The organism is Pseudomonas sp. LBUM1645, from assembly GCF_059716185.1.
The window spans coordinates 3,948,210-3,975,109 of record NZ_CP166811.1 but is presented as its reverse complement, the minus strand read 5'-3'; the positions used below and the strand labels follow the sequence as shown (position 1 = coordinate 3,975,109).

Below are 26,900 nucleotides of genomic sequence, written 5' to 3'. Positions count from 1 at the left end.
GGGCGCCTTACTTGCAAACCACCACGACGCTGCGGTTCTTGTAGTTACCGACGTCGACACCCAGCGTCTTGTCGCTTTCCTTGGTCGAAGGTGTTCCGTCGGTACCGACGATCCGATAGCCGGTGCCGGCGCATGAGGCATCGGCTTTTTCGTAGCAGGTCGCCCAGGAATTGGCTTCCCCGGAGCAGTCGATCGCCAGGCCTTGCTCGCCGTTGTGCAGGTAGGTCGTTTCCGAAGTGGCGCAGCCACTCAGGGCCAGTGCCGCGATCAGGGGCAAAAATTTATTCATGTCGTTGTCGTCGTCAGGATGAAGGGGCTGAGCCTGTGACAGCGCTGGTATCAAAAGGTTATAGCGAATGGCCACTTGGTTGCAGCCAATCACAAAAAAGCCCTGCGCGAGCAGGGCTTGGGTCGAGTCAGGTGCTTCTCAGGACTTGTCCTTGCCGCGACGCTTCGGGGCTGGGTGTTCGAGCTCCAATACGGATGCTACTTCAATCGCCGACGCCTCGGTCGGGAAAGGCCCGGCAATATTCTCGCCGCTGGCACTGTCTACCCACCACTGGCCGTCTTTCGCCTGATTGATCAGGAACCCGTTGACACTTTTTGCTTCCGACATCTATCTGCCTCGTTGACTGGTTCAATCGCGCAATGATAGCGCCAAATGCACTCAACCGGTGCTGATGGTGTAGGGTTGTGTGATTCGCGGCCGTGCAGATCTGATGGTCTGTGCTATCAATAAAGGCTGCGGAGCTATCTCGGGAACTATCCGCGAGAATATTTCTCTATGATGGCATCGGTTAGCCAGTGCGGGGCATTGTAAGGTGCACGCCGCCTGATTAGACTGCGCCGAAACTCGTACACACAGCCCTATCAAGGACTTTTATGATCAAGAAATGCTTGTTCCCAGCAGCCGGTTACGGTACTCGCTTCCTGCCAGCGACTAAAGCCATGCCCAAAGAAATGCTGCCGGTGGTAAACAAGCCACTGATCCAGTACGGCGTCGAAGAAGCACTGGACGCTGGGTTGACCGAAATTTCCATCGTTACCGGTCGCGGCAAACGCGCTCTGGAAGACCACTTCGACATCAGCTACGAGCTGGAAAACCAGATCAAGGGCACCGACAAGGAAAAATACCTGGTCGGCATCCGTAAACTGTTGGACGAGTGCTCGTTCTCCTACACTCGCCAGACCGAAATGAAAGGCCTGGGCCACGCCATTCTGACTGGCCGCCCGCTGATCGGCGACGAACCGTTCGCGGTAGTGCTGGCGGACGACTTGTGCGTCAACCTCGAAGGCGACGGCGTCCTGACTCAGATGGTCAAGCTGTACGAGCAGTATCGCTGCACCATCGTTGCGATCCAGGAAGTGGATCCGCTGGAAACCAACAAGTACGGCGTGATCGCCGGCGAGCTGATCGCTGATGATTTGTACCGCGTTCGCAACATGGTCGAAAAACCAGCCCCGGAAGACGCACCGTCGAACCTGGCGATCATCGGTCGTTACATCCTGACGCCGGATATTTTCGAGCTGATCAAACAAACCGAGCCAGGCAAAGGCGGCGAGATTCAAATCACCGACGCCCTGATGAAGCAGGCGAAAAACGGTTGCGTGATTGCCTACAAGTTCAAGGGCCAGCGTTTTGACTGCGGTGGCGCTGAAGGCTACATCGAAGCCACCAACTTCTGCTTCGAGAACTTCTACAAGACTGGCAAGGCTTACTGATAGCCTCTGACCCACTTGTATTGAAAAGCCACCTTCGGGTGGCTTTTTCATTTTCCGTCCCCATATCGTTTGCAGCGCTTGCCCAACGGACATCTGCGGGTATGCTGTTTGCCTGCCGAGGAGATTGAAAATGGCCTACGATTTTGACCTTTATGTGATTGGCGCCGGTTCCGGCGGTGTTCGGGCTGCGCGTTTTGCTGCCGGTTTTGGCGCGAAAGTGGCTGTGGCCGAGAGCCGCTACCTGGGTGGCACTTGTGTGAACGTCGGCTGTGTGCCGAAGAAACTGTTGGTCTACGGTGCGCACTTCGCCGAAGACTTCGAGCAGTCTTCGGGTTTTGGCTGGACGCCAGGTGAAGCGAAGTTCGATTGGGCGACGCTGATCGCCAACAAGGATCGCGAGATCAATCGACTGAACGGTATCTATCGCAATCTGCTGGTTAACAGTGGCGTGACCTTGCATGAAGGCCACGCCAAAATCGTTGATCCGCACCAGGTCGAGATCAATGGCGAGCGCTACACCGCGAAAAACATCCTGATTGCTACCGGTGGATGGCCACAGATTCCGGAGATTCCGGGGCATGAGCACGCGATCAGTTCCAACCAGGCGTTCTTCCTCAAAGAACTGCCCAAGCGCGTTCTGGTGGTAGGCGGTGGCTACATCGCCGTTGAATTCGCCGGGATCTTCCACGGTCTGGGCGCCGACACCACGTTGCTGTATCGCGGTGAGCTGTTCCTGCGCGGCTTCGACGGTGCAGTGCGCAAACACCTGCAGGAAGAGCTGACAAAGCGCGGCATGGACCTGCAATTCAACGCCGACATCGAACGCATCGACAAGCAGGCCGATGGTAGCCTGAAGGTGACCCTCAAGGACGGCCGTGAGCTGGAAGCGGATTGTGTGTTCTACGCCACCGGTCGACGTCCGATGCTCGACAATCTTGGGCTGGAAAACACCGGCGTCAAACTCGACAAGAAAGGTTTCGTCGAGGTCGACGAGCAGTATCAGACTGCTGAGCCGTCGATCCTGGCGCTTGGCGATGTGATCGGTCGGGTTCAGCTGACGCCAGTCGCTCTGGCCGAAGGCATGGCCGTGGCGCGACGTTTGTTCAAGCCTGAGCAATATCGCCCGGTGGATTACAAGATGATTCCGACCGCGGTGTTCAGCTTGCCGAACATCGGCACGGTCGGTTTCACCGAGGAAGAGGCCCGGGAGGCCGGTCACGATGTGGTGATCTTTGAAAGCCGCTTCCGGCCCATGAAGCTGACCCTGACCGAATGCCAGGAGCGCACCCTGATGAAGCTGGTGGTGGACGCCAAGACCGACAAGGTTCTGGGTTGCCACATGGTCGGTCCGGAAGCTGGGGAAATTGTTCAGGGCTTGGCGATCGCCTTGAAGGCGGGGGCCACCAAGCGCGATTTCGATGAAACCATCGGCGTGCACCCGACTGCCGCCGAAGAGTTCGTCACCATGCGTACGCCGGTCGCGGGTTAATCGTCCTTTTGGGGCTCTGATGCGTCTGGCGCTGTCGCAATGACGGCCGCCAGGCGCACGCTCTCATCGAGGCTCGCCTGAGTCTTGAGCAGCTCAATTTCCAGCGCTTTGTTTATCTGCGACTGCTCATCGACGCTCTGTTTCAGCGACTGGCTTTCCAGCAGGGCAGCGCGCAAGCGTTCCTGGAGGAGGGTGCGTTCGCTGTCGATGCGGTTCACCTGTTCCAGTAGCTGATCCTGTCGAGTGTTGGTTTGCTTGAGTTGATCCTGCAGCAGGCTCAACTCTCTCAGGGTGCCACGGTTCTCCGTCAGCAAACGCTCGTTGTCGCGGTGCAGTTGCGTGATCTCATCCTGGCGCACCAGCGCGCTTTGCTGGGCCTGACGCAACTCCATCTGAATCTGCTGCACCTGGCTTTCGTGGCGACGTTGCTCCTGCTCGCGCTGTTCTTTGACGGCGTTGCGGTAGTGTTCCAGTGCGTCGCGAGCGTGCAGGTGTTTTTCTTCCAGTGAGCGGATCTGCTCATCCTTGTCTTGCAAGCGTAATTCGAAATCGGCCAGCGCCTGGTTCAGTCCGGCGTTGCGGGTTTGCTCGGTCTGCAGCATGGCGCGAGTTTCTAGCAGGGCCTCGGACTCTTGCGTCAGTGCCAGGCATTGAATCTCGTACTGCTGCTGCAATTGCGTGTTGGCTTGTTGGGCTTCATGCAGTTGCGTATCCAACGCTTTCTTTTGTTTGTCGAACTGCTCGCGGGCCTGATCGATGGGCTCCTGCGCCTGTTCCTTGAGTCTTTGTGCCAGTCGCGAGACCAAGCCTGCCAGCTCATCATCAATGGGTTCAGAAGGCGTTTCGACGCGCTCGCTGCCGTCATCCAGTTCCTTCAAATAGCGGTGGATAGTGGTTTTTGAGCCGGTATTGCCCATTTCGATCCGTACCGCATCAATGCTTGGGTTTTCGCCGCGAGCCAAAATTGCCAAGCGTGCTGCCTGGACCACTGCTTTGTTTACACCGCCACGAGCCATGAGTTCTCCTACGATTTCGTACTGTGGTACATGCCACTTAAGTACACAATGTACCACGCTAATGTAAAACTTAAAATACGATGGGTATTCATGCGGGATATACTGGTATTACCCCGTGTGATGGGCCCTGTGGCGCGTTTTCACCCGCCAAAGCGGTACGTTTTAGAGAGTTGAGCCGATGACTGAGCTGGATCGTTACCTGCAAGCCGCCACCCGCGACAACACCCGCCGCAGCTACCGGGCGGCTATCGAGCATTTCGAAGTCAGTTGGGGCGGCTTCCTGCCGGCGACCAGCGACAGCGTCGCGCGCTACCTCGTCGCTCACGCGGGAGTGCTGTCGATCAATACCTTGAAGTTGCGTTTGTCAGCACTGGCGCAATGGCACAACAGTCAGGGATTTCCCGATCCCACCAAGGCGCCGGTGGTGCGCAAGGTCTTCAAGGGCATTCGCGCGCTGCACCCGGCTCAAGAAAAACAGGCCGAGCCATTACAGCTTCAGCATCTGGAGCAAGTGGTTGCCTGGTTGGAGCAAGAAGCGCAAACCGCAAAATCTGAGCACGATCAACCGGCTCTGTTGCGGGCCAGGCGCGACAGGGCGCTGATCCTGTTGGGCTTCTGGCGCGGTTTTCGTAGCGATGAGTTGTGCCGGTTACAGATCGAGCACGTGCAAGCGACTGCCGGCTCAGGCATCACGCTCTATCTGCCACGAACCAAGAGTGACCGCGAAAACCTCGGCAAGACCTACCAGACGCCAGCGTTGCAGCGCCTGTGCCCGGTGCAGGCGTACATCGACTGGATCACCGAAGCCGCGTTGGTCCGTGGGCCGGTATTCCGGGGTATCGACCGTTGGGGCCACCTGAGCGAGGAGGGGCTGCACGCCAACAGCGTGATCCCGTTACTGCGTCAGGCGCTGGAGCGCGCCGGCATCCCGGCCGAGCACTACACCAGTCACTCCTTGCGGCGCGGCTTTGCCACCTGGGCGCATCAGAGCGGTTGGGACTTGAAGTCGTTGATGAGTTACGTGGGCTGGAAGGATATGAAGTCCGCCATGCGCTATGTTGAAGCCAGCCCGTTTCTCGGGATGACACCGCTCGCGGAAAAAACCATTGGCGCTGCTAAGTAAGTTTTCTTCTATTAATACGTTCGGCTAATAGCGAAAACCAATGAGCAGCATGAGCTTTGCCAATGAGCCATCCGGCAATCGAGTCGGTAGGATTCACTCCATCAACTTCTCAACCAAACTTTTCAACCCTGACGGAGAGTCATCGATGCCTATCATCAACAGCCAAGTTAAACCGTTCAAAGCTGACGCCTTTAAAAATGGCGACTTCGTAAAAGTGTCGGACGCTGACCTGAAAGGCAAATGGTCTGTCGTGTTCTTCTACCCTGCCGACTTCACCTTCGTTTGCCCGACCGAACTGGAAGACCTGGCTGACAACTACGACGCGTTCCAGAAACTGGGCGTCGAGATCTACAGCGTTTCCACCGATACCCACTTTGCCCACGCTGCCTGGCACAACACTTCGCCAGCCATCAGCAAAATCCAGTACACCATGATCGGCGACCCGACTCACGCCATCTCCCGCAACTTCGACGTGCTGATCGAAGAAGCAGGTCTGGCTGACCGTGGCACCTTCGTGATCAACCCAGAAGGCCAGATCAAAATCGTCGAACTGAACGATGGCGGCGTTGGCCGTGATGCTTCCGAGCTGCTGCGCAAAATCAAGGCTGCTCAGTACGTCGCTGCTCACCCAGGCCAGGTTTGCCCAGCCAAGTGGAAAGAAGGCGAGGCCACTCTGGCTCCGTCCCTGGACCTGGTCGGCAAGATCTAAGTCTGTGAAAGCACTATCAGGGCGGGTTTCCGCACCTAAGTAAGCCGCAACCGCCCTCAAAAACGCCCGGGCGAGATTCGCTCGGGCGTTTTTTTATGTCTACGTTAAAAGGAAATCGCCCGTATGTTGGACGCCAATCTTAAAGCCCAGTTGAAGTCATACCTGGAACGGGTCACCCAGCCGATCGAGATCATTGCATCCCTCGACGACGGTGCGAAATCCCAGGAAATGCTCGCACTCCTGAAAGACGTTGCCAGTCTTTCTGCCCAAATTACCTTGTTCGATAACGGTGACGATGCACGTAAACCATCGTTCTCGATCAACCGCCCGGGTGCCGATATCAGCCTGCGTTTCGCCGGCATCCCGATGGGCCACGAATTTACTTCGCTGGTACTGGCCTTGCTGCAAGTCGGCGGTCACCCTTCGAAGGCCAGCGTTGAAGTGATCGAACAGATCCGTTCGCTCAAAGGCGAGTTCAGCTTCGAGACGTACTTTTCGCTGTCCTGCCAGAATTGCCCGGACGTGGTCCAGGCATTGAACCTGATGGCCGTGCTTAACCCGAACATCCGCCACGTCGCCATTGACGGTGCGCTATTCCAGGCCGAAGTCGATGACCGTCAGATCATGGCCGTGCCAAGCATTTACCTGAACGGCGTGAACTTCGGTCAGGGTCGTATGGGCCTGGAAGAGATCCTCGCCAAGATCGACACCAGCGGAATCGAGCGTCAGGCCGAGAAGATCAGCGCCAAAGAAGCCTTTGACGTATTGGTCGTCGGCGGTGGTCCGGCCGGTGCTTCGGCCGCGATCTACGCTGCCCGTAAAGGCATTCGTACCGGTGTGGCGGCTGAGCGTTTTGGTGGGCAGGTGCTCGACACCATGGCCATCGAGAACTTCATCTCCGTGCAGGAAACCGAAGGGCCGAAACTGGCTGTGGCGCTGGAAGAACACGTCAAACAGTACGACGTCGACATCATGAACCTGCAACGCGCCGACAAGTTGGTGCCGGGCAAGAACGGCGAGTTGCACGAAGTCCACTTCGCCAGCGGCGCGACCCTGAAAGCCAGGACCGTGATCCTGGCGACCGGTGCGCGGTGGCGTGAAATGAACGTCCCGGGTGAGCAGCAATACCGCAACAAAGGCGTGGCGTACTGCCCGCACTGCGACGGTCCGCTGTTCAAAGGCAAGCGCGTGGCGGTGATTGGCGGCGGTAACTCCGGCGTCGAGGCGGCCATCGACCTGGCGGGCATCGTGTCCCACGTAACACTGCTGGAGTTCGACGTGCAGCTGCGCGCCGATGCGGTCTTGCAGCGCAAGTTGCACAGCCTGCCGAACGTCACTGTCATCACCAGTGCGCAAACCACTGAAGTGTTGGGCGACGGTCAGAAGGTCAACGGCCTGCGCTACAAGGATCGTCAGTCGGACGAGTTGCGTACCGTCGAGCTGGAAGGGATCTTCGTGCAGATCGGTTTGCTGCCCAACACCGATTGGCTCAAAGGCACCATCGAGTTGTCGCCTCGCGGTGAGATCATCGTCGATGCCCGCGGTGAGACTTCAATGCCGGGCGTGTTCGCTGCCGGTGACGTGACCACCGTCCCGTACAAGCAGATCGTGATTGCGGTGGGCGAGGGCGCCAAGGCTTCCCTGAGCGCATTCGATCACCTGATCCGGACCTCGGCTCCGGCATAAAACCCGACGCTGAAAACACAAAAACCCCATGAGCGATCATGGGGTTTTTTGTAGGTGGATCAAAAGATCGCAGGCTTCGCCAGCTCCTACAGGGTTCTGTGTACACCTGTAGGAGCTGGCGAAGCCTGCGATCTTTTGATTTTGATTACATCGGTGCAGGCTGGATGATCTCAACCCAATACGCATCCGGGTCTTTGATGAACGCCAGGCTCTTCATGCGGCCGTCATTCAGGCGTTTCTGGAAATCGCAGCCCAGCGCTTCGAAGCGCTCGCACGCGGCGACAATATCCGGCACCGAGATGCAGATATGACCGAAGCCGCGCGGGTCGGTGTTGCCGTTGTGGTAAGCGAAATCCGCGTCGTTCTCGGTGCCGTGGTTGTGGGTCAGTTCGAGAATGCCGGGGATCGACTTCATCCATTCAGTGCGGGCAGCAGCGTCGGCCGGGATCTGGTTTTTATCGACCAGCGCCAGAAAGTACAGGCTGAACTCGGCTTCCGGGAAATCGCGCTTTTCAACCAGCGAGAAACCCAAAATGCGCGTGTAGAAATCCAGGGACTTGGTGATGTCCTTGACCCGCAGCATGGTGTGGTTGAAGACGAACTTCTGGGTGGCGGTGTCAGGTTGGGCTGTCACGCCTGGGAAGGTGTTCAATTCGTGCAGGCTCATGGGCCCTCCGGAAAATAAGTGGGGCTAACGAATGGCGACAATGATACGCAAGGGTTCGGACATCACCAAACCCAAAGCGTCGGCTCTTGCCTGACAGACGGGCGAGGCTCAGACTTTACGGTTCAATCCGTGAGTGCTCATTGCAATGATTCGTTTCTGTAAATCGATGTTCGTCCTGATCTGCGTGCTTTCAGGTGTTAACAGCGCTCTCGCAGACGAGCCAGTCATAACCTGGCCGATCGGCTGGGAAGTCGAAGCCGTCCCGCAAGATGACGCCAACACCCACGTTTCCCGTCAGCGCGCAGTGAAAAACGATCAAGGCGGCACGCCGGTATTGGTGATGGAGTTGACCATGACTCAGGTGGAAAGTGGTCATCAGGTGAATCTGCAAGGCGTGTTGCTGGAGATGCGCAAGTCGGTGCAGAAGGACTTCTTTCAAGGCGGTTATCAAAGTGTCTGCAACAAGATTCATCCGACGACCTTGAGCCGCTTATCAGCGCTGGAAACTACCTGCACGATCACGCAGAACGGAAGGCATGTGCTCTCTCAAACATTGGTTGCCGCCGTGGATGCCGATAAGGCCTATGTTCTTTCCTACGCGGGGCAGGCAGAGGTTTATAAGGCAAGTCAGGATGAAATAGAGGCAGCCCGTAACAGCTTGAAACTTTAGTTAAAGATTTCAATGGCTACCGGTTTCAGCGCATTCGGAAATTTTTAGATACCAAAGGGATTAAGCACAAAGTTATTCGACAAGTAGCGAGTTGATCGACGCCAATCGTTGCATTTAGAAGGCGTCCATGAAAAAGCCCTGCATTGGCAGGGCTTTTTTGTCACCGCGAGTGCTTAGCCACGCAGCCAGGAATCAACGGTAGCTGCACCGTATTGTTCCTTCCAGGCTTTCAGGCCGCGGTGGTTGCCACCCTTGGTTTCAATCAGTTCACCGGTGTGCGGATTCTGATAAACCTTGACCACGCGAGCGCGGCGGGTTTTAGGCGTTGCCTGTTGCAGACCGGATTTTGCCGGGTTCGGATCGAGAATGGCGATGATGTCGCGCAGGCTCTTGCCGTAGGTTTTCATCAGCCCCTGGAGCTTTTCTTCGAATTCGATTTCTTTCTTGAGCCCGGCATCATTCTTCAGGGTTTCCAGCTGCTTGAGCTGCTCTTGAAGGGCCTTTTCAGCTGCACGAAATTCAGCGAGTCTGGACAATATCTTTACTCCAATAGTGTGTTTGGCTGATACCAACCGCAAACAAAGCTATAAGCCAAGAGCCTTGAAGCGACTCGGTGATAATGGCTCACCTGCCAATCTAGCGCAGGCATGAAAAATTGTAGTAGTTAATTGGCCAAGAGTAAATCCTGTCTTTTTCTTCATGTAACAACAGTAGTCTTTTGATGCAAATGGGTGCGCTGTCTCCTTGTCTTGTCGCTTAGCGTCGCTAGTTAATCGTGACTTAATGCGTTAATGAAGTCCGCGCCGGGCATCGGCCGACCGAACAGATAACCTTGCAAGAAGTTCACGCCGTGGGCGGTCAGGTAATCACTTTGCTCCGTGGTTTCCACACCTTCGGCGACGATACCCAGATCGAGCTTGGCCGAGAGCTCGATGATGGTGTCCAGAATATGCCGTGAGAGGGCGTCAACACCGATCATGGCGACAAAACTCTGGTCGATTTTCAGAAAATCCACATTGAACTGACGCAGGTAACCCAGGCTTGAGTGACCGGTGCCGAAGTCATCAATTGCGATCATCACGCCCAGCGCGTGAAGCTGCTCGAACAGTTGGTGGGTGATGGCCGTGGGCTCGATGAGTTCGCGCTCGGTGAGTTCCAGCACCAGGCTGACGGCACCTGGCTCGAAGGCCGCGAGGAATTGACGGCAATCCTCGACCAGTTCCAGGTCCTTGCAGTGGCTGGCGGTAATGTTGATGCCGATGTGAAACGCGCCCTCGAACAAGGATGAAACAGGCGCCAGCAATTGCGCGGTCTGCTGCATCAGCGAGCGGGTCATCGGCACGATCAATCCGGAATGTTCGGCGAACGGGATGAACAGATCAGGGCGCACCAGGCCTTCCTTCGGATGATTCCAGCGCATCAGCACCTCGGCGCCGGACCACTTCTTGTTGTCGCCATGCACCACAGGTTGAAAGTACGGAATGAACTCCGCCGCCTCCAGCGCGCGCCGCATTTCATTGCTCGGCGATGACGAGCGTTTTTGCAAAAAATGCCCGATCAAGCCGGAAATCACGCCGAAGAAGATCAGCAAACTAAACAGCGGCGGGTACGCACTGCGCATGAAGCGCCAGGTTTCTCCTTCGGGAAACCCGGCCGCCACCGAAAAGGCGTAACGCGAAGACGCCAATTTGGTTTGCGCTACCGCAAAGGCGGGCAGGGCACCGTCATGGAATTTGCCATCGGCGGACAACCAATGAGGGCCGACTTGCAGTAGCAGCTCTGTCTTGCGACCGATCAGCCGCAGTACGTTGCTCAGGTGATACCCGTCCAGGGTGCTCATCGCGCCCTGTTTTTCTTTGCTGAGCCGATACACAAGCAATGCGGTATCAGGCGTGACGGGGTTGCCTTTCATCAGCAACAACGCGCCTTTGCTGTAGTCGCCGGAAACGATCGTTTCCTGAACGTCACCGAACAAAGAGCTGCAGTAAATGGTGTTGTCCCACACCAGATTGGTCGAGCGCACGAACGGCCGGCGGGTGACCTGTTCGCGCAAGGCCAGTTTGACGTCATTGCAGTTTTGCCCGGCTAGCGGCAGCAGTTCCTGAGCGGCCTGGGCGGTGTTGTCGAGCATCAATTCGAATTGGCGAATGGCTTCTTCGGCTGTCTGTTCAGTACTTTGCTTGAGCGTACGCTCAGCTTGCATATAAAGAATGGCGAGCCCCAACAACACCGGGAGTAATCCGCTCAGTAGCGTCACAGCCATCCTGATACCGCGTTTGCGGCGGGTTTTGGCGTTCAGTGGCATTTGCGAAACCTGTAACGATGAAAAAGGGCTCTCAAATGCTGGCAGGACGGGTCGCCTTCCAAAAAGAGTTCAGGTAGAAGGCCATGATAGTCGGCCCTCGGCGTGTGTGCCGCTCATCGGTAATTCAGGCGCTCGGCCAGTTTGATAAAAGCCAGCGCCGCAGGGGATGACTGACGCTGGTCGAGCACCGCCAGACCAACCTGACGGGCGACCGGTGGCGACAGCGGTTTTTTCACGTAGCGACTATCGCGATCATCGGGCAATGAGCCTTCGGCGACGACCGTCAGCGCATCGCCTCGGCCAACGGTGTCCAGCGTGCTCAGTAGTTGCGAGCAGCGATAACGGATGTTCGGAGTCAGCCGGGCGGCACTGAACAGGCGCGACACCAGTTCCGAAGAGCCGGCCTCGGTCAATACAAACGGGTCGTTGCACAAATCGCTCAGGGTCAGGCTGTCGTGACGGGCCAGCGGATGTTCGGCGGGCAGCAGCGCGACCATCTGGTCTTCTATCAGCGCAAAGGTGTCGAACCGCTCCTCGGGCAACACCACGAAGCCGATATCGATCCGACGCTCTTCCAGCCACTGGATCACCTGCCGGTCCGGGCCTTCATCTATATGGACCTCGATGCCTGGGTGAGCCGCGCGGTAGTGCTGCAGGATCAGCGGCAGCAGTTTGATCGATGAGGTCGGGCCAAACGAGCCGATGCGCAATGTGCCGCGTTTCATTCCGCGAGCATCGGCCGCTTCCTGGCGCAAGGTGTTGGCCAGACCCAGCATCGCCCGGGCGCGCAGTAAAAGCTGCTGGCCGATGTCGCTGAGCTCGACCCGGGACTGATGCCGGCGCAGCAGCTCGACGCCCAATTCCTGTTCCAGCGACTTGAGGGCGTGAGAGACCGCGGATTGGGAGATCCCCAAGCGATTGGCTGCCGCCGTAAAACCGTGAAGCTCGGCGACCAGAGAAAAGATCTCCAGTTGGGTAAGGGTCATGAGTGTTTACTCATTTTACGATGAGAAGGTATTAGTCGAATGATACGTCATCTTTCCCGATTTCTCGTTCTGGAAACCTATGACGACCTATGAGCAGAGCCTGTCAAACCCTTCGGACGTGCCCGTTTATCTGAAACTGGCTGCCGTCACCATGATCTGGGGCGGCACCTTTGTCGCCGGGCGGTTTCTGGCCGACAGCCTCAGCCCCTTGTTTGCCGCCAGCCTGCGATTCTTGCTGGCCAGCGTGGCGTTGCTGGTGTTTCTGCTACTGGCCCGCGTGCCTCTCATGAGGCCCAGCCCCCGGCAATGGCTGCAATTGGCGCTGCTGGGTTTTTTCGGGATCTTTTTCTACAACCTGTGCTTCTTTTATGGCCTGCACTACATCAATGCCTCTCGGGCGTCATTGATCGTGGCGTTGAACCCGGCCGTGATCGGGCTGGCGTCATGGCTGTTGTTCAAGGAGCGCTTGAGCCGAGCAAAGGTTTTCGGTATCGCGATCTGCATTGCCGGGGCGAGCCTGGTGATCGTCAGTCGCAACCCGCAGTTGTTGGCCGGTAATGCCGACGCCTGGATCGGCGATCTGTTGATCTTCGGCTGCGTGCTTGGCTGGGGCGTTTATTCGCTGTTCTCCAAAGACCTGAATCAAACCCTGGGGCCGGTGCAAACGGTGACGTACTCGATTCTGTTGGGCACGTTGATGCTGTGGGTGACCAGTGCTGTTCGCGGTGAGTTGAGTGTTGCTGCACTCGCCAGCCTCGGACCAACGCAATGGTTGAGCCTGATGTACCTGGGCGTATTGGGTTCGGCGCTGGCCTATATCGGCTATTACGACGGCATTCGCAAAATCGGCGCGACGCGTTCAGGCGTGTTCATTGCCCTGAACCCGCTGACCGCGGTGATCCTCGGTGCGCTGTTGTTAGGCGAGCAGTTGACCCTGGCGATGTGCCTGGGAGGAGGGCTGATCCTCGCGGGCATTTTCCTGTGCAACAAACCCCTTGCGCGAGCAGGGAAAAAGGGGATTTGATACAGAAGGCGGACAAACCGATTTACGCTGTGTAGAATCGGGTTACGCATATAAGAATAATCGTCTTCTGGCAGCAGAAGCCTCGCCCGCAATAGCCTTGGGTCGACAATGAAGAGTTTTGGGTTTCAATTGATCTACGGTGACTTCCTCGCCCGCAGCGTGCGGGGCATCTCCTGCGCGCCACCCGCCGGTCTCAGCATTGCTAGCAACTAACGATCCGTTAATTGACAAGAAAATGATGAGGCGCCAACCATGGCAGATTTATACGAAAACCCAATGGGCCTGATGGGCTTTGAATTCATCGAGTTCGCATCGCCAACTCCGAACACCCTGGAGCCGATCTTCGAGATCATGGGCTTCACCAAGGTCGCGACCCACCGTTCCAAAGACGTGCACCTGTATCGTCAGGGCCAGATCAACCTGATCCTCAACAACGAACCGCACAGCGTCGCTTCGTACTTCGCGGCCGAGCACGGTCCGTCGGTGTGCGGCATGGCGTTCCGCGTCAAGAATGCCCAGCAGGCGTTTGCCCGGGCTCAGGAACTGGGCGCTCAGCCAATTCATATCGAAACTGGCCCGATGGAACTGAACCTGCCAGCGATCAAAGGCATCGGCGGCGCGCCGCTGTACCTGATCGACCGTTTCGGCGAAGGCAGCTCGATCTACGACATCGACTTCGTATTCATCGAAGGCGTTGACCGCAACCCGGTCGGGGCTGGCCTGAAGATCATCGACCACCTGACCCACAACGTGTATCGCGGTCGCATGGCCTACTGGGCCAACTTCTACGAGAAGCTGTTCAACTTCCGCGAGATCCGTTATTTCGACATCAAAGGCGAGTACACCGGCCTGACCTCCAAGGCCATGACCGCCCCGGACGGCATGATCAAAATCCCCCTGAACGAAGAATCGTCCAAGGGCGCCGGGCAGATCGAAGAGTTCCTGATGCAGTTCAACGGCGAGGGCATTCAACACGTTGCCTTCCTGACCGATGACCTGATCAAGACCTGGGATCACCTGAAAAGCATCGGCATGCGCTTCATGACCGCGCCGCCGGAAACCTACTACGAAATGCTCGAAGGCCGTTTGCCGAACCACGGTGAGCCGGTTGATCAACTGCAATCGCGCGGCATTCTGCTGGACGGTTCGTCCGAGTCAGGCGACAAGCGTCTGCTGCTGCAGATCTTCTCGGAAACCCTGATGGGCCCGGTGTTCTTCGAATTCATCCAGCGCAAAGGCGACGATGGTTTCGGCGAAGGTAACTTCAAGGCGCTGTTCGAATCCATCGAGCGCGACCAGGTTCGTCGTGGTGTGCTCTCCACCGACTAAGCCGTTTCAGATGTAAAAAAGCCCGGTCAGCAGCAATGCTGGCCGGGCTTTTTTAAGATCAAAAGATCGCAGCCTTCGGCAGCTCCTACAGAGATATTGTGTTCACTCTGTAGGAGCTGCCGAAGGCTGCGATCTTTTGCTTTTAAGGGCGTCGATGTCGCATCAAATGCTTGAACCCTTCAAACACCAACACCACCACCGCCAACCAAATCGGGATGTAGGTCAGCCACTCACCGGGCTTGATGCTTTCCCCCAGCAGCAGCGCGACGCCGAGCAACAGCACCGGCTCGACGTAACTCAACAAACCGAACAGGCTGAACGGCAGCAGTCGGCTGGCGATGATGTAAACCACCAGCGCCGAAGCACTGATCACCCCGAGTAAGGGGATCAGCAGCGACAGCCACGGGTGTTGATCGAACACGCCGAAACCCTGTTCACCGCCCTGAACGAACCAGAGCGCCACCGGCAGCATCAAGGCCATGTCCATCCACAAACCGCCGAGGTTGTCGGTCGCCAGTCGCTTGCGCAGGATGAAGTAGAGCGGATAACCGATGACGACCAGCAAGGTCGCCCAGGAAAAGCCGCCGACCTGATACAACTCGTTGAGCACGCCGAGGGAAGCAAAAAACACGGCAACCTTTTGCAGGTAAGACAGTCGCTCGCCATAGGCAAACCGCCCGGTCAGCACCATGGACAGCGGCAACAGGAAGTAGCCCAGGGACACGTCGAGGCTATAGCCGTTGAGCGGCGCCCACATGAACAACCAGAGCTGAAGACCAAGCAGCGTCGCGGAAAGGATCAGGCCTGCGAGCAATTTTGGTTGGCCAACCAGCCGCCGAAAAAGGGCGACTACAAGTTTCCACTCACCGGAGACCACCATGAACACGGTCATGCATGGCAGGGTCAGCAGCATTCGCCAACCGAAGATTTCCACGCCGCTCAAAGGCGTGAGCAGTGAGGTGTAGTAATACATGACGGCAAACAGCACCGAGGCTGAAACCGATAGAGCGATACCTTTAGACAAACTGTCCTCGCGGGTTGAAGGTCATACGGGGCGCGCAGGATACGTGGTTTTTGTGCTGAATATTGGCCGGATGATCATAATTTTCAACAACCCCTCACCCTAGCCCTCTCCCGGAGGGAGAGGGGACTGACCGAGGTGTCTCACGAAATTTTGCGACCTGAAAGACCTATTCGATTATGGATTCGATGTGGAACTTTCAGGTCGAAGGATATGCTGAACATCCCCCATTCAGTCCCCTCTCCCTCCGGGAGAGGGTTAGGGTGAGGGAGAGATCTCAAGCCGAACGCGGTTTTCGCCCTGACACAAAGTGGCTCACATCATTAAACCCCGGCGTCGACGCATGCCCAGGCACAACCAGCGAGTCAATAAACGCCTCATCCTCAGCCGTAATCTTCACCGCCTGCGCCTTGGTGTAGGCATCCCATTGTTCTTCGGTGCGCGGCCCAACGATGGCCGAGGTGACGGCGCTGTTGTTCAGCACCCAGGCGATGGCGAATTCGACGATGCCCACGCCGCGACCCTGGGTGTACTGCTGGATCTGCTGAGCAATGCGCAAGGATTCGACGCGCCATTCGGTTTCCAGAATGCGTTTATCTGCGCGGCCGGCGCGGCTGTTGGCATCCGGTTTCACGTCCGGTGCGTATTTACCGCTGAGCACACCGCGAGCCAGCGGGCTGTAAGGCACCACGCCCAGGCCGTAGTTTTGCGCGGCGGTGATCTGCTCGGTTTCCGCCTGACGGTTGACGATGTTGTACAGCGGCTGACTGATCACCGGCCGGTCGACGCCCAGTTGATCGGCCACACGAATCACCTCGGCGATGCGCCAGCCACGGTAGTTCGACAAACCCCAATAGCGAATCTTGCCCTGGCGGATCAAATCGCCGATGGCCGACACCGTGACTTCCAACGGCGTGTTGTGGTCTTCGCGGTGCAGGTAATAGATGTCGAGATAGTCGGTGCCCAGGCGCGTCAGGCTGGCGTCGATACCATTGAAGATGTGCTTGCGGCTCAGACCGCTGCGATTCGGCACACCATCCACCGGGCCGAAACCGACCTTGGTCGCCAGCACCCATTCGTGGCGGTTACCGGCGATCGCTTCGCCGACGATCTCTTCGGAGCGGCCGTTGGTGTAAACGTCTGCGGTGTCGATGAAATTGATGCCTTGGTCCCAGGCCTTGTCGATGATCCGCAGGGAATCTTCGGTGCTGGTCTGCTCGCCGAACATCATGGTGCCCAGGGTCAGGGTGGAAACCTGTAAACCCGAATGACCCAGCGTACGATAGCTCATGACGAAATCCTTTTACCGGTGGGAGAAAGGCTCAATCAAATACCAGAATGGTGGGGCGGGGCAAACGGAAATATCGAACATCCCCGGACCAAACTGTGGGAGCGAGCTTGCTCGCTCCCACAGGGGATTGGTCGATGCGTTAAACCCGCAACGTGCGGGTCATACGCAACGCCAACAAACTCCCGCAAACAATCACGCCCGCCAGCAGGTAAAGCGCGGCATCGGTCGACCCGGTGCTGTCCTTGACCCAACCCACCAGATACGGACTCAGGAACCCGGCCATCTGCCCCATGGAGTTGATCAACGCCAAACCACCCGCCGCAGCGCCCGCGCTCAGCAGCGCGGTAGGCACCGGCCAGAACATCGGCAGGCCGGTGAGGGCGCCCATGGTGGCGATGGTCAGGCCGAGGATGGCAATGGCCGGCGTAGTCGCAAAGTTCACGGCGATCAACAAACCGACCGCACCCATGAGCATCGGCACCACCAAATGCCAGCGGCGTTCTTTGCGCAGGTCCGCCGAGCGGCCGACCATCAACATGAACAGCGCCGCCAGCAAATACGGAATCGCACTGAGCCAACCGATCACCAGGTTATCGCTGAAGCCCAGGTTCTTGATGATCGACGGCAGCCAGAAGTTGATTGCGTAGACGCCGCTCTGGATGCAGAAATAGATCAGGCCGAACGCCCAGATCGCCGGGTTTTTGAACACGGCCAGCAGCGAGTCGGTCGAGGTTTTCGGTTTGTTGGCCAGGTCTTCGGCGTGGTCGGCTTCCAGCACCGAGCGCTCGAACGGCGTGAGCCATTTGGCGTTGGCGTAACTGTCGCTCAACAGGAAGTAGGCGAGGGCGCCGAGGATCACCGTTGGGATACCTTGCAGCAGGAACATCCACTGCCAGCCGGCCAAACCCGCCTGGCCTGCGCCGAAGTGGTTGAGAATCCAGCCGGAAAACGGGCTGCCGAGCAGGCCGGATACCGGGATCGCCGACATGAACAGCGCCATGATACGGCCGCGGCGGAAGGTCGGGAACCACTGCGAAAGGTAGAGCACCACGCCCGGGAAGAACCCGGCTTCAGCCGCGCCGGTGAACAGGCGCAGGGTGTAGAACTCGGTCGGTGTGGTGACGAACAGCAAACAGGTCGAGAGCGAGCCCCAGACGATCATCATCAGCGCGATCCAGCGGCGCGGGCCGAATTTGGTCAGGGCCAGGTTGCTGGGTACGCCGCACAACACGTAGCCGATAAAGAAAATCCCGGCCCCGAGGCCGTACACGGTTTCGCTGAATTTCAGTGCGTCGAGCATCTGCAGCTTGGCAAATCCAACGTTCACCCGGTCGAGGTAGTTGAACAGGTAGCAGATGAAAATGAAGGGGATCAAACGCAGGGTAATGCGTTTGTAGACGGCGTTTTTTTCGTCAACGATGGCCTGGGTAGCGGCGGCGCTCTGTGACATGGCGGGCTCTCTCTTTATTATGATTTTTTGCGATGCAAAGGGTAACGTTGACCGCCCACTGAGTCTCGGCCACCGCTTGGGTCATTGTCTTTGTGCCTGAGCACAGGGTTTGCAACCAAGGCCTGTGCGGGTGAACAATCCTCTCCATCACGCTTTCAAGGATCACCGCTATGTTCGAACTCGATCACGACCTGGCTCAGGACATCGTCGACCGGGCGATGGCCATCCTGCCGTACAACGTTAACGTCATGGACAGCCAAGGGCTGATTCTTGGCAGCGGCGAACCGGAGCGCGTCAACACCCGTCATGAAGGCGCGCAACTGGTGCTGGCCAACGGGCGAGTGGTGGAGATCGACGCCCAAACGGCGATTCATTTGAAAGGTGTGCAACCGGGCATCAACTTGCCGCTGTTGCTTGATCAACGGTTGATTGGCGTGCTGGGCATCACCGGTGAACCCGAGCAATTGCGCACCTACGCCGAACTGGTGCGGATGACCGCCGAGATGCTGGTCGGCCAGCGCAATCAGCAGGCCGAACAGCAATGGCGGCGCCAGCGTTGCGACGATCTGCTGGCATTGCTGCTCAGCGAGGCCGGGGATTCGCCGCGGTTGATCGATGAAGCGCAACAGCTTGGGCTCAAGCCGCAGATGACGCGGGTACCGTACCTGTTCGAGTTAGGGATGGAGCACGGTCCGGGGCAAACCGTCGAGGCGCTCAGCGCCTGGCTGACCTCGCGCTACCCGGACAGTTGGTGCGTGAGTTCGGCCAAGTCCTCGTTGCTCTGGTGCCGACCGGCGGCGCAGGCGATCGAGAATGACCGGTTGCTGGAAAAACTCGACGGCCTCGGCTGGAACATTCTGCGCATTGCCGTGGGCGGGCAAGCCGATGGGCTGTCGGGATTGCGCCGCTGCTATCGGCGCGTCGGCGACTTGCTGGCCTATGGTCGAGATGTGTTGCCGCACTCCCGCTTGCTGACGCTCAACCGTTATCGGTTGCCGGTGATGCTCTGGCGGCACCGCAACGACGACGCGCTGGACGAGTTGCTCAAGCCGCTGCGCAAAGTCATCGCCAAGGATGGCAACGGCCAACTGCTGGCGACTTTGCGCTGTTGGTGCGATCACGATGGTCAGAGCCAGGCATGTGCCGATGCGCTGGGCATCCATCGCAATAGTTTGCGGTATCGGATGGAAAGGATTGCCGAACTAAGCGGTGTCGATCCGCTGAAACTGGACGGCATGCTCGCGCTCTATCTTGGCGTCCAGCTCCTTCCCCAAACTGACGCGCCCACAACTCCGTAGGCGCACGGCTTGCCGGCGATGGTGACTCCGAGGACGTCATCGCGAGCAAGCTCGGCTCCCACAGGAATCAGCGTCGTGCGCAAATATGTATTCCACCACGGACCACTGTGGGAGCCGAGCTTGCTCGCGATGGCGGACGATCAGCCGACTCGGAGCTAGATTTGAAACACGAGTTTTGTGGAAATGAACAATAATCGCCAGTGCCGCTTGTGCAGCGGACAGGCGTTATTGTTCTTGCCTGCTGGCAGCATGGAACGCATTGGAACTGGAGAATTCGCATGAAAATCGTCATCGCCCCCGATTCGTTCAAGGACAGCCTGAGTGCCCAGGGTGTGGCTAATGCCATTGCTCTGGGATTGGCGGAGGTTTGGCCCGATGCGCTCCTGGTCAAATGCCCAATGGCGGACGGCGGGGAGGGGACCGTCGAGTCTATTCTGGCGGCGTGCGAGGGCGAACTTCGCCGAACCCCTGTTCGTGGGCCGCTCGGCACAATGGTTGAGGCCGCCTGGGGCTGGCTGCCCCAGAGCCACACCGCGATCATCGAAATGGCCGAGGCCAGCGGCCTGCAACTGGTTCCGCCGGGCAAGCGTGACGCCTGCATCAGCAGCACGTTCGGCACCGGCGAGTTGATCCGCGCGGCGCTTGATGCCGGGGCGCAACGGGTGATTCTGGCGATTGGCGGCAGCGCCACCAACGACGGCGGGGCGGGTGCGATGCAAGCCTTGGGCGTCAAACTGCTGGACGCCCAGGGCCAAATACTGGCACCGGGCGGCTTGGCCCTCGCGCAATTAGCGCGAATCGACATGAGTGAAATCGATCCGCGTCTGGCCGAGGTGCAATTCGACATCGCCGCCGACGTCAACAATCCACTGTGCGGTCCTCACGGTGCCTCAGCGATTTTCGGCCCGCAAAAAGGCGCATCACCCGAGCAAGTCCAACAACTGGATCGCGCGCTCGGGCACTTTGCCGAGCGGTGCGCGCAAGTCCTGAACAAAGACGTACGTGACGAACCGGGCAGCGGTGCGGCAGGCGGACTGGGGTTTGCCGCCAAGGCGTTTCTGGGGGCGCAGTTCAAGGCCGGTGTCGAAGTGGTCGCCGAACTGGTCGGCCTGGACGATGCGGTCAAGGGCGCCGACCTGGTGATCACCGGCGAAGGCCGTTTCGATGCTCAGACCCTGCGTGGCAAGACGCCGTTTGGTGTGGCGCGTATTGCCCGGCAGCACGGCGTGCCGGTGATCGTCCTCGCCGGAACACTGGGTGAGGGTTATCAGGCGCTGTACGAACATGGCATCGATGCCGCGTTTGCCTTGGCCAGCGGGCCGATGACGCTGGAGCAGGCGTGTGCCGAGGCACCGCGGTTGTTGCGGGAGCGGGCGAGTGATGTTGCGCGGGTTTGGCGGGTGGCTTTGCGTAAGGTTTGAGTCTTGCGTTGAAGTTTAGATCCACCCCTCACCCCAGCCCTCTCCCCAGCGGGGAGAGGGGGAAAGGGGGCCGATCTCCATGCTTTTCAGAACCTGAGTTCGACTCAGAATTTTCAGGTCGATGTACTTCGAAAAAACGCCTCGGTCAGTTCCCTCTACCTCCGGGAGAGGGCTAGGGTGAGGGGCGGTTCCAAACCTGAAATATATTTCTCAACGCCCCGCAGAAAACCTCATCCCCAGCCGATATAGCCAATAGGCCCACACAAACCTATTCCAACAGTGGCGCCAAACTGAAAGCGCGTGCGCCACCGCCCGCCATTCAGCGATCACGCAAGGATGCTCGTAGCCCCATCACCCGAGAATCATCCTATGTCACTGCGTAATCTGAATATCGCGCCTCGAGCTTTCCTGGGTTTTGCTTTCATTGCCTTGCTCGTCATCGTGCTGGGTGTGTTTGCCGTGAACCGCATGACGAGCATCCACCAAGCCTCCATCGACATGGAAACCACGCAGCTGCCCAGCGTCGGGTTTCTCGGCAACTTGACGGAAAACGTTCTGCGTATGCGCATTCTCTCGTTCCGCGTGTTGGTCAACCGTGATCCGGCGGCGTTGCAGGAAGCCCAGACGCGTATCGGCGTGCTGGTCGACAAGGTTCGCAGCGCACAATCGAGTTATGCGGCGTTGTCGGCCACCCCGGAAGAGGCCGCGCTGTACAAGACGTTCACAGCAACGCTGGACAGCTACCTGCAAGCCCAGAACCAGATACTGGAGCTGTCGCGACAGAACAAGCTCGATGAGATGCGCACGCTGATCAACACCCGGATCAAGGACGGTACGGACCAGATGGGCGAGCAGCTGAACAAACTGGTGGCGCTAAATAATTCCGATGCGAAAACCGCTTCGGCCGTAGCGGGCGAGCAGTACCGCAGCGCGATTACCGGCATCATCGCCGTGGCTGTCATCGCGGCACTGATGACTGTGCTGCTGGCCTGGCTGCTGACCCGCAGCATCGTCACACCGCTGAACCGTGCGCTGCAGGCGGCGCAAACCATTGCGGGTGGCAACCTGACCAACGTCATCGAGGTCGACGGCAAGGACGAACCGGCCCGTTTGCTCGGTGCCTTGTCCGCGATGCAGGCCAGCCTGCGCAAAACTATCGAACAGATCGCCGGTTCCGCCACCCAACTGGGTGCCGCCGCTGAAGAACTCAGCACGGTCACCCAAGAAGCATCCCGCGGTCTGCAACAGCAGACCAACGAAATCGAACAGGCCGCCACTGCGGTCAACGAAATGACCGCTGCCGTGGAAGAAGTGGCGCGCAACGCGGTGTCGACGTCCGAAGCCTCGAACCAGTCGACTCAGGCTGCCCGCGAAGGTCGTGACCGTGTGGTGGAAACTGTCGGCGCGATCCAGACCATGACCCACGATGTGCAAAACACCTCGGTGATGATCGAAGGCCTGGCCGCTCAAGGGCGCGACATCGGTAAGGTGCTGGACGTGATCCGCGCCATTGCCGAGCAAACCAACCTGCTGGCACTGAACGCCGCGATCGAAGCCGCCCGTGCCGGTGAAGCCGGACGCGGTTTTGCGGTGGTGGCGGACGAGGTCCGGGCGCTGGCCCATCGCACCGCGCAATCGACCCAGGAAATCGAAAAAATGGTCGCCGGCATCCAGAACGGCACCGGCCAAGCGGTCTCCTCAATGCAGCAAAGCAATCAACGCACCCAAAGCACCCTGGAAATGGCCCGCGCCGCCGGCGTTGCGCTGGAGCAGATCACTCAGTCGATCCAATTGATTAACGAGCGCAACCTGGTGATCGCCAGTGCGTCCGAAGAACAGGCCCAGGTGTCCCGCGAAGTTGACCGCAACCTGGTGAACATCCGCGACCTGGCCACCCAGTCCGCCGCCGGTGCCAACCAGACCAGCGCCGCCACTCACGAACTGTCGCGCCTGGCTGTGGATTTAAATGCCATGGTGGCGCGTTTCGTGATTTGAGATAGGGTTGAGGCTTGGAACCCGCGCGACTGGAGAATTACATGCGCTATTCAGCCCTGACCAAACGAATCGCCGGTGACGGCGCAGCGGCCTGGCAGATTCATGACCGAGCACTGGAATTAATCGAGCAGGGCGTTGATGTGCTGCTGCTATCGATCGGCGATCCCGACTTCGATACGCCGCAGCCCATCGTTCAGGCGTGCATCGATAGCTTGTTGGCCGGTGACACCCACTACCCGTCAATACGTGGCAGTCGGGGGTTGCGCAATAGCATTGCCAACCGTCATCGACGTCGCAGTGGTCAAGCGGTGGATGCCGATCATGTGATCGTGCTGCCGGGCGCGCAATGTGCGGTGTATTCAGTCGCGCAATGCCTGCTCGACCCGGGCGATGAAGTGATCGTCGCCGAGCCGATGTACGTGACCTATGAAGGGGTGTTCGGTGCCTGCGCCGCCAAAGTGGTGCCGGTGGCGGTGCGCCCCGAGAACGGCTTTCGGGTCGATCCGGCGGATGTCGCAGCGCTGATCACACCCAAGACCCGCGCCATTTTGCTCAACAGTCCGAACAATCCTTCCGGCGCCAGTTTGCCGCTGATGGTCTGGCAGGAACTGGCATCACTGTGTATTCGTCACGACTTGTGGCTGATCAGCGACGAGGTCTACAGCGATCTGTTGTACGAAGGCGAGCACATCAGCCCGGCGAGCCTGCCGGACATGGCCGAGCGCACGGCGACCATCAATAGCCTGTCCAAATCCCACGCCATGAGCGGTTGGCGCGTGGGCTGGGTGATCGGGCCGAAACCTTTGGCCGAACACTTGGTGCACCTGTCGTTGTGCATGCTGTTTGGCATTCCGGATTTCATTCAGAACGCCGCGCAATTGGCGCTGGATGAGGATCTGCCGGAAGTGGCGTTGATGCGCGAGGAGTATCGCCAGCGTCGCGACCTGGTGTGCGCGAGCCTGAGGGATTGCCCGGGCATCCGGCCGATCCGGCCTGATGGCGGGATGTTCGTGATGATCGATGTACGCCAGACCGGGTTGTGTGCCCAGAGTTTTGCCGAGCGGCTGCTGGAAGGTTATGGCGTGTCGGTGCTGGCCGGTGAAGCGTTCGGGCCGAGTGCGGCGGGGCATATTCGATTGGGGTTGGTGGTGGATCAGCTGAAGCTGGCGGATGCGTGTCGGCGGATTGCGTTGTGTGCGGCGGACCTTCTGGAAGCTCGTCGGGCCTGAAAGTCTGCATTGCCATTGCCGGCCTCATCGCGAGCAAGCTCGCTCCCACACTGGATCTCCAGTGTTCACACAACCAATGTGGGAGCGAGCTTGCTCGCGATGGCTGACTGACAGGCGCCGAATTCCTTAAGCCTTCCACGCCCCGACATTCACCAGATTCTTCGGCCGCTCACCCGCCAGCGCCGCCAGCAGATTGTCCACCGCACACGTGGCCATCGCCTCCCGCGTTTCATGCGTCGCCGAGCCAATGTGCGGCGTCGCCACCACGTTGTTCAGTTGCAACAGCGGCGAGTCGGTGTTCAGCGGTTCGCGTTCGAACACATCCAGCCCCGCAGCGCGAATCTGCCCCTCACGCAAGGCCTGAATCAGCGCCGCCTCGTCCACTACCTTGCCCCGTGAAATGTTGATGAAGATGGTTTCGGGGCGCATCAGGGCGAATTGCTCTGCGCCGATCAGCCCTTCAGTTTCAGCGGTCAGCGGCAAGGTTAGGCAAACGAAATCCGCCTGCTGCAACAGCTCCGGCAAGCTTCTATATTGCGCGTCGAATCGCTGCTCCACCGCCGGTTTCGGCGAGTGGCTGTGATAGATAACCGGCATGCCAAAACCGAAATGCCCACGTTGGGCCAAGGCCTCACCGATCCGCCCCATACCGATGATGCCCAGGGTTTTACCGTGCACATCAGTACCGAATTGTGCGGGACCGACATTGCGCTTCCACTGACCGGCGCGAACCATGTTCGCCAGTTCCACCACGCGCCGGGCGGTTGCCAGGATCAGCGCGAAACCGGTATCAGCGGTGGTTTCGGTGAGCACGTCCGGGGTGTTGCTGAGCAGGATCCGTCGTTCGGTCAGGTAGTCGATGTCGTAGTTGTCGACCCCCACGGAGACGCTGGCGATCGCTTCCAGGTCCGGCGCCAGATCCAATAATCCGGCATCCAGTTTCAGACTCGCACCGAGTAACCCATGGGCCCGGGGCAGGGCCTCGCGCAGTTTTGCCAGGCCGTCGGCATTGAGGTTGTCGATCAGCGTCACCTCGGTCTGCTCGTGCAGGCGAGCCATCAGCAGCGGCGAGAGTTTCTTGTACAGCACAACCTGCTTTTTCATCGTCATCATCTCAACTTCAATTCAGGAATGAGCAGCCGTTGGCCGTTGCACAACGGTCTTGGCCACGACCCGGTCGCTGGCGCCGGGCTTGAGGAAAATCGTCAGCACCACCGAGAGCATCAACGCGCCGCTCATCAACAGATAAGAAGCACCCGGCGAGCCGGTGGAGCTGTTCAAGTAGCCCACCAGATACGACCCACCAAACGAGCCGAGCGCGCCCATGCTGTTGATCAGCGCCATGGCGCCACCCGCGACGTTGGCCGGCAGGATTTCCGGGACGATGGCGAAAAACGGTCCATACGGCGCATACATGCAGGCGCCCGCGATCACCAGCAAGGTGTAGGACCACCAGAAGTGTTCAGCGCCCAGCGCGTAGGAACCGTAGAACGCAATCGAGGCGATCAGCAGTGGCGGCCAGACAAAGCGTTTGCGCTTCTGCAATTTGTCCGAGCCCCAAGACACCAGCAGCATGCCGATCACCGCGGCCAGATACGGCAGCGAGGAGAGCCAGCCGGCCTCGATCATGTCCATTTGTGCGCCAGCCTTGAGGATCGACGGCAGCCACAGCACGAAGCCGTAGACACCAATGCTCCAGCAGAAAAACTGCAGGGCCAGGATGATCACTTTCGGCGAGCGGAAGGCTTCGGCGTAGTTCTTCACCGCTTTGATGCCGACCTGTTCGGCCTCCAGGGCGCTTTGCAGATCCTGCTTCTCTTGATCGGTCAGCCACTTGGCTTGAGCGGGACGGTCATCGGCCAGACGCCACCAGATAAACGCCCAGAGCACCGCTGGCAACCCTTCGATGATGAACATCCAGCGCCAGCTGAAATGCTGCACCAGATAGCCCGACACCACCGACATCCAGAGCATGGTCACCGGGTTGCCGAGGATCAGGAACGTGTTGGCGCGCGAGCGTTCGGCACGGGTGAACCAGTGGCACAGGTACACCAGCATCGCCGGCATCACCGCGGCTTCGACCACGCCGAGCATGAAGCGAATGACGATCAGCCAGTAGGCGTTGGAGACGATCCCGGTCAATGTGGCCAGGCCACCCCAGAGAATCAGGCTGACGAAAATCAGCTTTTTGACACTGTGCTTCTGGGCGTAGATCGCGCCCGGCACCTGGAAGAAAAAGTAGCCGAGGAAGAATAGTGCGCCGAGCATCGACGACAGGCCCGGCGTGATCATCAGGTCGGCGGCCATCCCGGAGGCGGCGGCGAACCCGTAATTGGCGCGGTCCAGGTACGCCAGGCTGTAGGTGATGAACACGATGGGCATGATGTACCACCAGCGGCGGGCGGCGAGTGTTGCGGTTTTCATAGTGGTGCTCCTGAGCTTGTTGTTTTTGTCGCAGCAGGTAACGGA

The 26,900-nt window shown here is 58.6% G+C and carries 24 protein-coding genes; 12 read left to right on the top strand and 12 right to left on the bottom strand.

What is annotated here, in order from left to right; translation table 11 throughout:
• Positions 1 to 7 precede the first annotated feature (7 nt).
• Together ACA079_RS17730 and ACA079_RS17725 are read right to left on the bottom strand one after the other, a co-directional pair.
• The gene (locus ACA079_RS17730; protein ID WP_497700277.1) at positions 8 to 289 is read right to left on the bottom strand and encodes a hypothetical protein; all 282 of its coding nucleotides are present in this window, start codon (positions 287 to 289) and stop codon (positions 8 to 10) included.
• A gap of 138 nt (positions 290 to 427) precedes the next feature.
• On the bottom strand, positions 428 to 616 hold the full coding sequence (locus ACA079_RS17725) for a hypothetical protein (protein ID WP_056739847.1): 189 nt from the start codon (positions 614 to 616) through the stop codon (positions 428 to 430).
• Positions 617 to 882: 266 nt separating this feature from the next.
• On the opposite strand from ACA079_RS17725, the gene galU reads away from it, so the two are divergent.
• On the top strand, positions 883 to 1,722 hold the full coding sequence (gene galU / locus ACA079_RS17720; protein WP_497700276.1) for a UTP--glucose-1-phosphate uridylyltransferase GalU: 840 nt from the start codon (positions 883 to 885) through the stop codon (positions 1,720 to 1,722).
• A 130-nt stretch (positions 1,723 to 1,852) separates the two neighbouring features.
• The gene (gene gorA / locus ACA079_RS17715) at positions 1,853 to 3,211 is read left to right on the top strand and encodes a glutathione-disulfide reductase (RefSeq protein ID WP_497700275.1); all 1,359 of its coding nucleotides are present in this window, start codon (positions 1,853 to 1,855) and stop codon (positions 3,209 to 3,211) included.
• Here the strand turns inward: gorA and ACA079_RS17710 are convergent.
• The gene (locus ACA079_RS17710; protein ID WP_497700274.1) at positions 3,208 to 4,227 is read right to left on the bottom strand and encodes a DNA-binding protein; all 1,020 of its coding nucleotides are present in this window, start codon (positions 4,225 to 4,227) and stop codon (positions 3,208 to 3,210) included. The two genes, gorA and ACA079_RS17710, sit on opposite strands and share 4 nt — an antisense overlap.
• Positions 4,228 to 4,405: 178 nt before the next feature.
• Here ACA079_RS17710 and ACA079_RS17705 point away from each other — a divergent pair, with 178 nt between their 5' ends.
• The 3 genes from ACA079_RS17705 to ahpF all read left to right on the top strand — a co-directional run bounded on the left by ACA079_RS17705 (position 4,406) and on the right by ahpF (position 7,745).
• A complete protein-coding gene (locus tag ACA079_RS17705) occupies positions 4,406 to 5,350 on the top strand; it encodes a site-specific integrase (protein WP_497700273.1) in 945 nt (314 codons plus the stop codon).
• A 145-nt stretch (positions 5,351 to 5,495) separates the two neighbouring features.
• A complete protein-coding gene (gene ahpC / locus ACA079_RS17700) occupies positions 5,496 to 6,059 on the top strand; it encodes an alkyl hydroperoxide reductase subunit C (protein WP_129444510.1) in 564 nt (187 codons plus the stop codon).
• 123 nt (positions 6,060 to 6,182) lie between these two features.
• The gene (gene ahpF / locus ACA079_RS17695) at positions 6,183 to 7,745 is read left to right on the top strand and encodes an alkyl hydroperoxide reductase subunit F (RefSeq protein WP_497700272.1); all 1,563 of its coding nucleotides are present in this window, start codon (positions 6,183 to 6,185) and stop codon (positions 7,743 to 7,745) included.
• 145 nt (positions 7,746 to 7,890) lie between these two features.
• Here the strand turns inward: ahpF and gloA are convergent, their stop codons facing one another.
• Entirely contained in the window at positions 7,891 to 8,412 is a 522-nt protein-coding gene (gene gloA / locus ACA079_RS17690) for a lactoylglutathione lyase (RefSeq protein ID WP_033055156.1), read from the bottom strand.
• A gap of 145 nt (positions 8,413 to 8,557) precedes the next feature.
• On the opposite strand from gloA, the gene ACA079_RS17685 reads away from it, so the two are divergent.
• Positions 8,558 to 9,082 carry a DUF4946 domain-containing protein gene (locus tag ACA079_RS17685; RefSeq protein ID WP_497700271.1) on the top strand — a complete coding sequence of 175 codons (525 nt, stop codon included), beginning with the start codon at positions 8,558 to 8,560 and terminating at the stop codon, positions 9,080 to 9,082.
• Between the two features lie 173 nt (positions 9,083 to 9,255).
• Here ACA079_RS17685 and ACA079_RS17680 read toward each other — a convergent pair whose 3' ends face one another.
• The 3 genes from ACA079_RS17680 to ACA079_RS17670 form a co-directional block, all read right to left on the bottom strand.
• On the bottom strand, positions 9,256 to 9,618 hold the full coding sequence (locus ACA079_RS17680) for a histone-like nucleoid-structuring protein, MvaT/MvaU family (protein WP_008155126.1): 363 nt from the start codon (positions 9,616 to 9,618) through the stop codon (positions 9,256 to 9,258).
• 233 nt (positions 9,619 to 9,851) lie between these two features.
• Positions 9,852 to 11,387, bottom strand: a complete 1,536-nt coding sequence (locus ACA079_RS17675; RefSeq protein ID WP_497700270.1) for an EAL domain-containing protein — start codon at positions 11,385 to 11,387, stop codon at positions 9,852 to 9,854.
• 113 nt (positions 11,388 to 11,500) lie between these two features.
• A complete protein-coding gene (locus ACA079_RS17670; protein WP_497700269.1) occupies positions 11,501 to 12,373 on the bottom strand; it encodes a LysR family transcriptional regulator in 873 nt (290 codons plus the stop codon).
• A 79-nt stretch (positions 12,374 to 12,452) separates the two neighbouring features.
• Between ACA079_RS17670 and ACA079_RS17665 the strand changes: the two genes are divergently transcribed.
• Both ACA079_RS17665 and hppD read left to right on the top strand, forming a co-directional pair.
• Positions 12,453 to 13,397 carry a DMT family transporter gene (locus ACA079_RS17665; protein ID WP_497700268.1) on the top strand — a complete coding sequence of 315 codons (945 nt, stop codon included), beginning with the start codon at positions 12,453 to 12,455 and terminating at the stop codon, positions 13,395 to 13,397.
• A 252-nt stretch (positions 13,398 to 13,649) separates the two neighbouring features.
• Positions 13,650 to 14,726: a 4-hydroxyphenylpyruvate dioxygenase gene (gene hppD / locus ACA079_RS17660; protein WP_046047435.1), complete on the top strand. Its 1,077-nt coding sequence runs from the start codon at positions 13,650 to 13,652 to the stop codon at positions 14,724 to 14,726.
• Between the two features lie 142 nt (positions 14,727 to 14,868).
• Here the strand turns inward: hppD and rarD are convergent, their stop codons facing one another.
• The 3 genes from rarD to ACA079_RS17645 form a co-directional block, all read right to left on the bottom strand.
• A complete protein-coding gene (gene rarD, locus ACA079_RS17655) occupies positions 14,869 to 15,750 on the bottom strand; it encodes an EamA family transporter RarD (protein ID WP_497700267.1) in 882 nt (293 codons plus the stop codon).
• A gap of 274 nt (positions 15,751 to 16,024) precedes the next feature.
• Entirely contained in the window at positions 16,025 to 17,038 is a 1,014-nt protein-coding gene (locus ACA079_RS17650; protein WP_497700266.1) for an aldo/keto reductase, read from the bottom strand.
• A gap of 139 nt (positions 17,039 to 17,177) precedes the next feature.
• Positions 17,178 to 18,488: an MFS transporter gene (locus ACA079_RS17645; protein WP_046047218.1), complete on the bottom strand. Its 1,311-nt coding sequence runs from the start codon at positions 18,486 to 18,488 to the stop codon at positions 17,178 to 17,180.
• 170 nt (positions 18,489 to 18,658) lie between these two features.
• Here ACA079_RS17645 and ACA079_RS17640 point away from each other — a divergent pair, with 170 nt between their 5' ends.
• The 4 genes from ACA079_RS17640 to ACA079_RS17625 all read left to right on the top strand — a co-directional run bounded on the left by ACA079_RS17640 (position 18,659) and on the right by ACA079_RS17625 (position 24,431).
• A complete protein-coding gene (locus tag ACA079_RS17640; protein ID WP_497700265.1) occupies positions 18,659 to 19,786 on the top strand; it encodes a sugar diacid recognition domain-containing protein in 1,128 nt (375 codons plus the stop codon).
• A 278-nt stretch (positions 19,787 to 20,064) separates the two neighbouring features.
• Positions 20,065 to 21,207 carry a glycerate kinase gene (locus ACA079_RS17635; RefSeq protein ID WP_497700264.1) on the top strand — a complete coding sequence of 381 codons (1,143 nt, stop codon included), beginning with the start codon at positions 20,065 to 20,067 and terminating at the stop codon, positions 21,205 to 21,207.
• Positions 21,208 to 21,576: 369 nt separating this feature from the next.
• The gene (locus tag ACA079_RS17630) at positions 21,577 to 23,202 is read left to right on the top strand and encodes a methyl-accepting chemotaxis protein (protein WP_497700263.1); all 1,626 of its coding nucleotides are present in this window, start codon (positions 21,577 to 21,579) and stop codon (positions 23,200 to 23,202) included.
• Between the two features lie 41 nt (positions 23,203 to 23,243).
• Positions 23,244 to 24,431: a pyridoxal phosphate-dependent aminotransferase gene (locus tag ACA079_RS17625; protein ID WP_497700262.1), complete on the top strand. Its 1,188-nt coding sequence runs from the start codon at positions 23,244 to 23,246 to the stop codon at positions 24,429 to 24,431.
• A gap of 126 nt (positions 24,432 to 24,557) precedes the next feature.
• Here ACA079_RS17625 and ACA079_RS17620 read toward each other — a convergent pair whose 3' ends face one another.
• Positions 24,558 to 25,535 (bottom strand): 2-hydroxyacid dehydrogenase, encoded by a 978-nt coding sequence (locus ACA079_RS17620; RefSeq protein ID WP_497700261.1) that lies wholly within the window; start codon positions 25,533 to 25,535, stop codon positions 24,558 to 24,560.
• Positions 25,536 to 25,556: 21 nt separating this feature from the next.
• Positions 25,557 to 26,855 (bottom strand): MFS transporter, encoded by a 1,299-nt coding sequence (locus ACA079_RS17615; RefSeq protein ID WP_497700260.1) that lies wholly within the window; start codon positions 26,853 to 26,855, stop codon positions 25,557 to 25,559.
• Positions 26,856 to 26,900: the final 45 nt, after the last annotated feature.

Coding starts and splice junctions, on each gene's coding strand:
- gloA (WP_033055156.1), bottom strand. CDS start 8,412: ATGAGCCTGCACGAATTGAACACCTTCCCAGGCGTGACAGCCCAACCT.
- ACA079_RS17630 (WP_497700263.1), top strand. CDS start 21,577: ATGTCACTGCGTAATCTGAATATCGCGCCTCGAGCTTTCCTGGGTTTT.
- ACA079_RS17725 (WP_056739847.1), bottom strand. CDS start 616: ATGTCGGAAGCAAAAAGTGTCAACGGGTTCCTGATCAATCAGGCGAAA.
- ACA079_RS17620 (WP_497700261.1), bottom strand. CDS start 25,535: ATGAAAAAGCAGGTTGTGCTGTACAAGAAACTCTCGCCGCTGCTGATG.
- ACA079_RS17645 (WP_046047218.1), bottom strand. CDS start 18,488: ATGTCACAGAGCGCCGCCGCTACCCAGGCCATCGTTGACGAAAAAAAC.
- ACA079_RS17635 (WP_497700264.1), top strand. CDS start 20,065: ATGAAAATCGTCATCGCCCCCGATTCGTTCAAGGACAGCCTGAGTGCC.
- ACA079_RS17705 (WP_497700273.1), top strand. CDS start 4,406: ATGACTGAGCTGGATCGTTACCTGCAAGCCGCCACCCGCGACAACACC.
- galU (WP_497700276.1), top strand. CDS start 883: ATGATCAAGAAATGCTTGTTCCCAGCAGCCGGTTACGGTACTCGCTTC.
- gorA (WP_497700275.1), top strand. CDS start 1,853: ATGGCCTACGATTTTGACCTTTATGTGATTGGCGCCGGTTCCGGCGGT.
- ACA079_RS17670 (WP_497700269.1), bottom strand. CDS start 12,373: ATGACCCTTACCCAACTGGAGATCTTTTCTCTGGTCGCCGAGCTTCAC.
- ACA079_RS17665 (WP_497700268.1), top strand. CDS start 12,453: ATGACGACCTATGAGCAGAGCCTGTCAAACCCTTCGGACGTGCCCGTT.
- hppD (WP_046047435.1), top strand. CDS start 13,650: ATGGCAGATTTATACGAAAACCCAATGGGCCTGATGGGCTTTGAATTC.
- ACA079_RS17625 (WP_497700262.1), top strand. CDS start 23,244: ATGCGCTATTCAGCCCTGACCAAACGAATCGCCGGTGACGGCGCAGCG.
- ACA079_RS17685 (WP_497700271.1), top strand. CDS start 8,558: ATGATTCGTTTCTGTAAATCGATGTTCGTCCTGATCTGCGTGCTTTCA.
- ACA079_RS17730 (WP_497700277.1), bottom strand. CDS start 289: ATGAATAAATTTTTGCCCCTGATCGCGGCACTGGCCCTGAGTGGCTGC.
- ACA079_RS17640 (WP_497700265.1), top strand. CDS start 18,659: ATGTTCGAACTCGATCACGACCTGGCTCAGGACATCGTCGACCGGGCG.
- ahpF (WP_497700272.1), top strand. CDS start 6,183: ATGTTGGACGCCAATCTTAAAGCCCAGTTGAAGTCATACCTGGAACGG.
- ahpC (WP_129444510.1), top strand. CDS start 5,496: ATGCCTATCATCAACAGCCAAGTTAAACCGTTCAAAGCTGACGCCTTT.
- ACA079_RS17615 (WP_497700260.1), bottom strand. CDS start 26,855: ATGAAAACCGCAACACTCGCCGCCCGCCGCTGGTGGTACATCATGCCC.
- ACA079_RS17650 (WP_497700266.1), bottom strand. CDS start 17,038: ATGAGCTATCGTACGCTGGGTCATTCGGGTTTACAGGTTTCCACCCTG.
- ACA079_RS17710 (WP_497700274.1), bottom strand. CDS start 4,227: ATGGCTCGTGGCGGTGTAAACAAAGCAGTGGTCCAGGCAGCACGCTTG.
- ACA079_RS17675 (WP_497700270.1), bottom strand. CDS start 11,387: ATGCCACTGAACGCCAAAACCCGCCGCAAACGCGGTATCAGGATGGCT.